7 protein-coding genes and 2 pseudogenes are annotated in these 9,436 nt (G+C 37.2%); 5 read left to right on the forward strand and 4 right to left on the reverse strand.

All coding sequences use genetic code 11. The annotated features are described in order from the left end of the window. Positions 1-39: 39 nt before the first annotated feature. Complete coding sequence (gene fabM / locus A3IA_RS0103700) at positions 40-846, reverse strand: trans-2-decenoyl-ACP isomerase (protein WP_018380002.1); 807 nt, start codon at positions 844-846, stop codon at positions 40-42. Positions 847-1,579: 733 nt separating this feature from the next. Here fabM and A3IA_RS0103705 point away from each other — a divergent pair. Further along, positions 1,580-2,926, forward strand: a complete 1,347-nt coding sequence (locus tag A3IA_RS0103705) for an aspartate kinase (protein WP_018380003.1) — start codon at positions 1,580-1,582, stop codon at positions 2,924-2,926. A 755-nt stretch (positions 2,927-3,681) separates the two neighbouring features. On the opposite strand, the gene A3IA_RS13660 is transcribed toward A3IA_RS0103705, so the two are convergent. Next, complete coding sequence (locus A3IA_RS13660) at positions 3,682-3,831, reverse strand: IS3 family transposase (RefSeq protein WP_156802393.1); 150 nt, start codon at positions 3,829-3,831, stop codon at positions 3,682-3,684. 844 nt (positions 3,832-4,675) lie between these two features. On the opposite strand from A3IA_RS13660, the pseudogene A3IA_RS11790 reads away from it, so the two are divergent. The 3 genes and pseudogenes from A3IA_RS11790 (at position 4,676) to A3IA_RS0103720 (ending at position 6,673) form a co-directional block, all read left to right on the forward strand. Continuing rightward, positions 4,676-5,675 (forward strand): annotated as a pseudogene (locus A3IA_RS11790) (transposase). Between the two features lie 197 nt (positions 5,676-5,872). Next, the gene (locus tag A3IA_RS13390; protein ID WP_018380006.1) at positions 5,873-6,139 is read left to right on the forward strand and encodes an IS3 family transposase; all 267 of its coding nucleotides are present in this window, start codon (positions 5,873-5,875) and stop codon (positions 6,137-6,139) included. Positions 6,140-6,169: 30 nt separating this feature from the next. Next, a complete protein-coding gene (locus tag A3IA_RS0103720; RefSeq protein WP_083902715.1) occupies positions 6,170-6,673 on the forward strand; it encodes a DDE-type integrase/transposase/recombinase in 504 nt (167 codons plus the stop codon). A 93-nt stretch (positions 6,674-6,766) separates the two neighbouring features. Here A3IA_RS0103720 and A3IA_RS0103725 read toward each other — a convergent pair whose 3' ends face one another. Continuing rightward, the gene (locus A3IA_RS0103725) at positions 6,767-8,428 is read right to left on the reverse strand and encodes a peptide ABC transporter substrate-binding protein (RefSeq protein WP_018380008.1); all 1,662 of its coding nucleotides are present in this window, start codon (positions 8,426-8,428) and stop codon (positions 6,767-6,769) included. Positions 8,429-8,783: 355 nt separating this feature from the next. Here A3IA_RS0103725 and A3IA_RS0103730 point away from each other — a divergent pair, with 355 nt between their 5' ends. Then, positions 8,784-9,083, forward strand: coding sequence for a YbaB/EbfC family nucleoid-associated protein (locus A3IA_RS0103730; RefSeq protein ID WP_026217540.1), 300 nt, complete (start codon positions 8,784-8,786; stop codon positions 9,081-9,083). On the opposite strand, the pseudogene A3IA_RS13395 reads toward A3IA_RS0103730, so the two are convergent. Beyond that, positions 9,072-9,436: pseudogene (locus tag A3IA_RS13395) on the reverse strand (transposase); the annotation flags it as partial. The gene A3IA_RS0103730 and the pseudogene A3IA_RS13395 overlap by 12 nt on opposite strands.

The following is a 9,436-nucleotide window of genomic DNA, read 5'->3' on the forward strand; positions in this document are numbered from 1 at the left end:
GGTAAAATTATTTTGCAAGGATTTTCTGGAATCAACCGCTCATCTATCGAATAAACCATTGCCTGTAAAAGCAGGCCGTCTTCTTTCAGCATGCGCTTTAACGCCTTCTTTAAAGTCATCCTGAAAAGCCAATCGTTCCTGCCAAGATAATTCCTTAGCAGCATAGCTTTCCCAGTCAGAAAAGAAGCTCGCCCAGACCAACTGCTTTATGGCTGCATAAGAATTGAACGAACCACGTTTCAAACGTTTTATGAGCCGATCTCGGGTTTTCCCCAACTTTTCCGATTCGCAAGATTTATAAACAAAACCATACTCCTCAGCTTTTTCAGCTGAAACAGCTTCCCCCGTCATCGCCAATTGAGTTGCACGGTTGATGCCTAGCGAACGGGTGAGTAAAAATAGCCCTCCAGCATCCGGAGCCAAACCAACATTTACAAAGGCTTGAATAAACTTAGATTTATCACTAGCAATACAAAAGTCTGATGCTAAAGCCAAGTTAAATGCCGCACCGGCAACAGCCCCATCTGTACACATGATGACAGGTTTGGGAAGTTGTTTAAGTTTAAATGCAATATCCTGCACATACCTCGCTATGTCTACTAAGGATTCCACATCATCTTCAGCTACCGCTCTTTCCATCTCCAGCAAATCACCGCCGACTGAAAAAACAGAACCTTCAGCCTCAATGACTAACATTTGAATATTTGGATCATTATCAATACTTGTCAAAACATCTAGTATTTCAAGACACATCGGAATATTAAAACCATTGTTTGCTTGAGCCCTTGTAAACATTAAACTGCCAACATTATCAGTCACTGTAAATCGAATTGTATGATAAATCATTTCCACCTCTTTTTGTTTGAATATTAAATAGTTTTATTATCAAAGTATATCATAAAAAAATAGTTTTTCAATTAAAAAAACAATCTTTTTTACTTTAATAAATCAAGTTATTTAACCTTTCGAAGCAGTCTGTTCCTGTAAGTAATACTGATTTTCCAATTGATTATACGGTCATACCTACTTCTACTTATGATGGAGGCATAGCCTTCAAAAGAGCCCAATTGCCCTAATTTTATGAGGTTAAATCTTATATCGAAAAAGTCAAAGGAGCATTAGTAGGCTATAATGGTCGATTGATGTCACAACTAAAAAAATGTCAAATTGACCACGTTTTGAAAATGATAAAATCAGTCTTTTGCAAAAGCCATTGAAACAAGATTACCTGCTTATTCCCTTCCCCCTGAAGTGACCCCAGATAAATTCGGCTGAAATTTAAAATACTCTCCCACTTGCGCTTAATTTATTCATACAATGGGATATGAATAGAACAAACGCATGAGAGATTTTTAGCGTGAAAGAGAAATTTTATGAATTTTAATGTTCAGATTTTCCTAAAATAAGTAATATCTTTTCGAATTCTTACTAGAGATAACTCTCTAAAAGGAATTATCACCTGCACTATAATTCGGAAATATCTGTTTCATGCATCTAGCGTGGAGATATGAAATTAAATCTTGTAAATTATCTGAAATTTGTTATAATTTCCCTAATACACTTTACTGAGGAGTACATTATGAAAGTTACAAAATTTGGTGGTAGCTCACTGGCTTCAGCTGAACAATTGCAAAAAGTTCTCAATATCGTCAAAAGTGATACAGAAAGACGCTTTATCGTTGTATCTGCTCCAGGTAAGCGACATGCAAAAGACACCAAAGTAACGGATGCTCTTATCGATTACTACAACCATTATACTAATCAAGAAGACACTACTGAAGACAAAAAATGGATTGTTCAGAGGTATCGTGATATAGCGATTGAGCTAAATCTTGATCTAGCAATCATTGACACGATTCAAAATGCCATTGAACATTTAACAACCCTTCCTATTGAAAACAATCCCTATCTATACGATACCTTTCTGGCTGCCGGAGAGGATAACAATGCAAAATTAATTGCGGCTTACTTTAGAGAAAACGGTCTAGATGCTGTCTACTTACATCCTAGTGAAGTTGGACTTTTTGTATCAAGTGAGCCACAAAATGCTCGATTATTACCAACGAGTTACGAACACATCGAAAAAATAACTCACAGCCAACATATTTATATCATTCCAGGATTTTTCGGAGTAACACTCGATAACGATATTTGTACCTTTTCTCGTGGTGGTTCAGATATCACTGGCTCATTAATTGCGGCGGGAACACATGCTGATCTTTATGAAAACTTCACCGATGTTAATGGCATCTTCTCAGCTCATCCAGGTGTTGTTCATGAACCACATTCAATTAGTGAATTAACTTACAAAGAGATGCGGGAATTAGCCTATGCAGGTTTCTCAGTTTTACACGATGAAGCTCTTATTCCTGTTTATCGCGCCAAAATCCCTCTCGTCATAAAAAATACCAATAATCCTGACCACCCAGGTACAAAAGTAATTCTAAAACATGAAAACTTAAAGTTACCTGTCGTTGGTATTTCAGGAGATGACAAGTTTGTTAGTATCAATATCTCTAAATACCTAATGAACAGAGAAATCGGATTTGGTCGTAAAGTATTACAAATTTTAGAAGAACTTAACATACGCTGGGAACACATCCCAACAGGAATTGATGATATGTCCATTGTGCTTAGAGAGCGCGAATTAACAGCAGAAAAAGAAGCGAAGATAATTGACTATCTGCAAAATGAGCTTCATGTGGATGAACTTGAAATCGAAAAAAACCTCTCAATCATTATGATTGTAGGAGAACACATGAAAAACCATATTGGTATTACTGCTTCTGCCGCAAAAGCCCTATCTGAAAAAAATATCAACTTGGAAATGATTTCACAAGGCTCAAGTGAAGTTTCAATCATGTTTGTTATTAAAACCCAACAAGAAAAAGAAGCGATCAAAGCCCTCTACTCAGCGTTTTTCTAAAAGCTAATTGACTAAATGCTATAAAACACTACCAGTCACGACGATGGAAACAAGCCAATCCTCAAATAAAACCATACTGTGATTATACGATCTTGATTACTTTCAAGATTGAAATCACTGTGTGGTTTTTGCTTTCTGATCACTCTTAAAGCCAATTGTTTGACTTATTTCCTGAAGCTCATGATTCTAAAGAAGAAATTTCCGTTTGGACGACCTAATTTCGTCCAGTACAACCCCTACGTATACCAAAAACAGTTTAGACATCTGTCTTACCTTTGACGTAGGTTGTAGAGTCCTCTTCACTTTCTAGTTCTATCTTGACAATTTCCTTGAAATAATTCCAAGCAGAATAGTAATGAATGAGTTTCTGATACCCTCAGTTTGTTTTGGCAATAGGAATATATATAAGGATCATCGTCCAATTGCGGAAATGCTCCCTTTTTAGACTATGAAACCAATTTTTGCCTCGCTTTTTGTTTCGTTTTTGCTCCTTGAAACCATTGTTACATCAAAACTTCTAGATATAATATTTTCAATTCTATTACTTATCTTATGCACAGTATTCTTTATGACTTACCTTCTATTTATTTTTCAATTGATTTTTAAGTAAGCCATACCCCAAAATTAAGAAGTATTCAACTTGTCATGGCTGGTATAAATTTGAATTCAAGTTAGATGGATTAGACTCTAAGCTCCCAGCTTGAGCAAAAAATCAAACTAGGTTTCTTCTATCTTTCTGAAATTTCCTTCAACTGTCAGAGCTCACTACGTCCCTTGAAGCGTTCACCACTTAACAATATGCTTCTTTCGAAGTGGTTAATGATAAAGCCACGATTTCTTAGCTCTAGGCGAATGCAACGATAGCCATAATTACCCTTATGCTCATCGTAGATTTCTTGAATCAGCTCCTTTAGATAGTCGCTTCACCTGATAGTAATAAGTTGAACGCGATAAATCAAGGAGTTCAAGTCGGGTAGTTAGGGCAAATTAGACAATTAATTCTTGAATAATTTATGCCGCTCTTTGTGCATTGCTTCGTCCCTCAGGCGATATTCTCTCATCTTTTTTATCACGGTAATCTCCGCTCTAAGATACTCATTTTCGTGCTGGAGACGTTCCAATTCAGTTATTTCTTCCCAGATTTTCTTGCACCGACATCTCCATTCCTTTGGTCTCCCTCTTGTCTTTTCAAGAATAGTATGCCCGTTTTTCTTGTATGTCGCTATTCAGTTTAGAAGCATACCACGATTTGGAAGAGCATAGTCCAGATAGACCTGACCAGCGTTTACCCCTCAAGCAGAACTTTATCTATCATTTCCTATTTTAAGTCGGGTGGAGTCGGGTGGATAATCGTTATTTTATCTTTTTCTAACAATTTCAGTACCATATCTATCTATGAGTTTTACCATGTATTTAAAATCGGAAAGATTAACACCATAAGTCTTACTAATCTGAGGCCATGATACCCCATTTTTTCTTTACTCAGAGATTCTCAATTTATCGTCATAACTCAATTTCATCAAACATATTAAGATTAGTAGTGAGGAAATCTCCGACGGGAGAGAGTACCCACTACTTTTTCGTTATGTTAAAGTAGAGGCGTCTTGTTAAGTCGTGGGGCTTTTTGACGCTTGACACCGTAACAAAAACTGGCAAGACACCTATCAAAGTATGCGGGACGCTAAACGTCGAGTATTGAAAATGACATCACTAAAACAAGAAATCATTCAAGACAAAAGTGGTAAGATCATGCGAGCAGTATTTGGAAGTGATGTCAGTAAAGCAATTTTGGAAGTGACGATTTTGGTCAATGGTAAGGAGGTTCATGGCTATACTATGTCAAACGACATGACTGGTTTTTCTCCTCTCCTAAACGATTTGAAAACCGTCCTATGTGCAAGAGGAAGTCTATTAGCTTTTACGTAATTTAAGCCGTTTCTATCAAAACCTAACAGAAAATATTGTCCGTACCAAGAACCGCCTACACAAGGTGTTGCAGGTCACTTTCCCAGAGTTAGAAAGCCTCTTATCAACACCAACCGGTGAACAATACTGGAACTTAGTCATGGCTTTTCCGTGCAAGGATTTTGTCTTAAATCGAACGAACAATGAGTTAATGCACAGCATCTGTCAGTCGACTTCAAAACGTATCTCTGAAAAGCGCGTCGCTTATCTGGTTGAAAAACTTACTGAACTTGCCAAACAGTCTTACTCTGCGGTCAAGAAATCCTCACCAATGATTGAAGAGGTCCGTTACTATGCACAAGAACTGATCAGACTATCTAATCGGAGACAAACTGTTCTGGACGAAATGGTCACATTCGCTCAACCATTACCAGAATACGAGATTCTTCCTTCTATCCCTGGTATCGCAAAAACTACTGCAACAAGTATTATTGGTGAACTCGGTGACATTCGCCGCTTTCAATCTGCCAATCAAATCAACGCCTTTATCAGGATTGATCTTAGCCACTATGAATCTGGGAACTTTTTAGCCAAGGAGCACATCACCAAGCGTGGTAACCCTTACGCTAGAAAGATTTTGTGCAAGTGTATTCACAATATCGCTGCACCTAGCCACACCAAGCCCTGTCATATCGCAGACTTCTATGAGACATGAAAAAGACAATCGCAGATGACTTCAACTAAGCCACATGCAATTGCCTCTATACATCGCCTCATCAGGACAATGTATTACCTCATAACGCATAACAAACTTTACGATTATACTTCGACCCAAAATCATTAAAGTCGTCTATGCCCTAGTATTGTAACACCTTATCAGAAAATTTCCAACATTAGGTGTTGTTTTGGCCTTCCCTTTTTTAACTAAATAAGTGTCAAAAATAAGACAGTAGCCTCGAAATAGCTACTGTCTGGAAAATATTTTTCTCTTAAATCCTTGATAAACTTGACAAATGGTAGAAAAGAGCCCTTATCAAGCTTGTGGATGACTATCCAATCGCGATGATTTTGGATTGTTTTGATGTGTCAAAAACCACCTACTATCGCTGGAAATCTGAACAAATAAAGGCCAAAACGATTGGTGATATCACTGAGAAGATTGTGACTAATGCCTTGAAAAACGGTTATATCTATGGTTATCGAACTATTACACAACTTCTCAAAAGCAGATATGGTTTGACAGTTAATCACAAAAAGGTCTATCGTGTCATGAAACAAAATAGTTGGCTTTGCCGTATGAAAACATAGAAAGTCCCAAAACTTGGTAAACCTTACTATATCACAGAAAACAAGTTCAATAGAGAGTCCCAAACCAACCAACCTCTTCAAAGATTGGTTACAGATATTACCTATCTCTATTTTGGAAAATGTAAACTCTATCTCTCGTCCATTATGGATTTGTACAACCGCGAGATTGTAGATTGCACCATTTCAGATACTCAGGACACAAATGTTATATTAGACACTTTAAATCAGTTAGATTTGCTTCAAGGAGCACTCTTACACAATGACCAAGGTTCAGTAGCATATTATCAGACGTGTATCGAAAAAGACATCATCCGCTCCATGTCCCGTAAAGGAACACCAGCAGATAATGCCTGTATTGAATGGTTCCATTCCGTCCTAAAGTCTGAAACCTTCTATCTCCATAAATGGAGAAACTTAACTAAAGATAGCATGACAAATATTGTTAAAAAGTACATCACACTTTATAATGAAACTCGAATTCAACAGCAATTAAATGACCACTCTTCTGTTCAATACAGAAAACTGGTCGCATAAAAATGTTTCTCCTATCCCATTACTGAGACGCAATGCCAAAAAGATATTTGTTCTTCGGTCTAATGTTAGATTTTTCAATCTAACGTTTTAACTTTATTTATGCGCGTGAACAAAGTCTACTGTCAAACCAGTTGAATTACGTACCAATTCTTTCACGTTTGGATTTTGAAGACCTTGTGAATTGAGGTAGTAAATTGGGTTGTAAAGAGCATTGTCATACAACACTTTTTCTGCTTGTTTATAGTTTTCAGCTGCTTTTTTAGGATCCATGGCATTCTCAGTAATTGCTGATTGGTAAGCTTTGTCATAATCAGCATTTGAGAACTTCCCATAGTTATAGGCTGCATCTGAAGTGAAGAGTCCGTAAAAAGTTGAACCTTCTGGGTAGTCACCGCCCCATGAAACAAGAGCAACCTCAAAGTTTTGGTTCTTTGTATCTTCAAGACGTTGTTTGAAAGTCACAAATTTTTCTTCAACAGTTAAGCCTGGAAGGGCTTCTTCCCATGTACTCTTGAGGTAGTCAACTGCATTTTTAGTTGCTGGTGAATCTGAATCAGCTGTCAATGTCAATGTCAACGAATCCTGACCAAGTTCGCTCAAGCCTTCCTTGAAAAGTTTTGTTGCTTCTTTAGCATCATACTTGTAACCGGGAGCTACGAATTCTGTCAAATCTTTCCCATTCGTAAGCGTTTGAAGCCCAGTCGGTGCAAGAGCTGTCGCAGGAATTGATCCTGTATCCACTGCTGCTTCAACGATGCCTTCACGGTCAGTTGCTAAGTTAAGCGCCTGACGAACTTTGTCATTCATCAATGATTTTACTTCGCCTGTCTGATTATAAACGATGTAAGTTGTACGAGCAGATGGTACATCAACTACATCTTTATTTTTCTTATTAGCATTGTAAATAGCTGAAGTTCCTGATATATCTGCAAAGTCTAAGTCACCTTGTTTATACATTTGCACTGCGGTATCTGGTTTCTTTATAACATCAACATTAACAGTTTCAGTGTCCACATTTTTAGCATCCCAGTACTCTTTGTTTTTCACTAGTTTGAACCCACCGTTTGATCCGTTCCAACCCTCAACTTTGTAAGGTCCAGAATAAAGCATATCTTTTGAGGTTGTTGCATAATTTTCACCAGCTTCTTCTACAAATGATTTTTTCTGTGGTAAGAAGTTAGAGAAAGCAAGATAATTCATAAATTGCGGTGAAGGATCAGTTAAAGTGAAGATAACCTTCTTTCCATCTGCTTTGACACCAAGTTTGTTGAGGTCTTTTTCCTCTCCATTGTTAATCTTATCCGCATTCTCTAAGTGAGCTTCCACAGGTAAATAAGCATACTCTGAGGCTGTTTTAGGATCCACGATGCGTTGCCATGAGTAGACAAAGTCTTCCGCAGTCAAATCACTCCCATCCGACCATTTGAGACCATCACGAAGTGTCGCCGTGTAAGTTAAGCCATCTTTAGAGACATCAACTTTTTTAGCCAAGTCTGGACGAGTACCATTTTTTCCATCCAAACGTAACAAATTACCTCCAGAGTTTCCAATAGCTACATTTGAGTACTGGTCTGTATTTTTTGAAATATCCAAAGTCGAAATATCAGTTGGAACATACCAATTAATAGTATCTTTTTCGCCATCAGCAGACTTTGAAGCATTACTGTTACCACAGGCCACCAAAACTGCTGCAGACGCAAAGGCTACAGCTCCATATCTTAAGCGTTTCCAAGTAGGTTTATTAAATAATGACATACTCATAACTCCTATCATTTATCCATCCCACCATTGAACAGACAAAATTTTCTAAAAATTAATATGTTAGATAGTTTAGCACAACTTTTTTTAAAAAGGAATACTTTTTTAGTAATTTTCTGAATTTTATTTCTATTTTATATTTAAAAACTAAAATTACCTATAATCACATAAACTACTCATATAGACTTATAATCTATAATAAAGAAACTTTTCAAAGCGGTTTCTACCGATTTTGAGCTACTGCCCAAACATGATATAATAACAGATGGACATCCATTAAAACTTACCGTTAATTGGATTAATTTACAAATAAGGTCTAACCCCTTAATAAGAAAGGAATCTAGAAAATCTTATGATGAACATGCAAAACATGATGAAGCAAGCGCAGAAACTCCAAAAGCAAATGGAGAAGAAACAAGAGGAGCTTGCTGCTACTACTTTCACTGGTAAATCAGCTCAAGACTTGGTTGTGGTTGAGTTTTCAGGTGATAAAAAATTAACCAATATCACTTTCGCTGAAGCTGTGGTTGATCCTGAAGACGTAGAAACACTTCAAGATATGACAGCACAAGCTATCAACGATGCCCTTAGTCAAATTGATGCTGCTACCCAAAAAACAATGGGAGCTTTCGCCAATAAATTACCATTCTAATGCTAACAAAACAGATTGAAGACAAACTTGCTTTTGTAGGTTTGTCTTTTTTGATGTCTCCTATTTTTGAAGTGAAAAATGGGGAATCAAACTGAATTTGACCAAAATAAAAAGGCTTCCCTGCCATCATTTTAACCAATTTTTTGATATTTAAACACGCCAAAGTTAGCCCAACCTTATCTTCCATTTTGGACTTTCCTTTTTCTCTCGTGTAACGTAGATTGTGATACTCCTTAGCCGTCCCAAAGAGGCGCTCTATTGTCTCTTTACGTTTCTGGTAAAGCTCTTTCATCCCTCTTTGATGGCGGATATCTTCACAGATTTCTAGATAGTGCTTCCAAATATGGTGGGTG

Origin of the sequence: Streptococcus thoraltensis DSM 12221, assembly GCF_000380145.1 — a bacterium.
Lineage (GTDB): Bacteria > Bacillota > Bacilli > Lactobacillales > Streptococcaceae > Streptococcus > Streptococcus thoraltensis.